General features: G+C 49.6%; 1 pseudogene. It reads right to left on the minus strand.

Annotated elements, in window-relative coordinates:
- A pseudogene (locus SORDD15_RS10250) lies at positions 1–526 on the minus strand (hypothetical protein); the annotation flags it as partial.

Raw genomic sequence — 526 nt, forward strand, 5'->3', positions numbered from 1 at the left:
CGGTGCTTCGACCTCTACTTTCACCTTATTGAGACTAAACTTGCTGGCTGCTGAGGAGGCCGCATAGCCTCCTACCAGGTTTCCAATAAAGTTTGCGATTTGAGCATCTTCTTCGCTACCACCTACAAACTTGGTCCCATGATAGGCAACCTGACCGGCTGTATAAGCGCCTGCTTCCCCTATCGCAAACTGGGTCACCCCTTTGACAACGCTCTGGGTCTGCCCTATGGGAATCATGATGGCACTCGCCGTCACAAAGACATTTCCAACATCATGATACAACTTGTCATTCCCCATGAAAAGCGTATCTCTGATGGGATTTCCTGCTTTAGTCTGAATATCCCCTGCATTCCCAAGTTTGATATCCTGACCAGCCTCGTACATATTAGACAACCCATAGGCTGTTGTCCCAAAACCCACGATACCGCCTGCAACAACTAAAGGGGTCGCAGAACCCATGGTTCCTACAATCGCAAGAATCCCTATCGCAGCTGTCAGTACACCAAGACCCAGGTCTATCCAACCC

Origin of the sequence: Streptococcus oralis, from assembly GCF_001578935.1 — a bacterium.
GTDB lineage: Bacteria > Bacillota > Bacilli > Lactobacillales > Streptococcaceae > Streptococcus > Streptococcus oralis_R.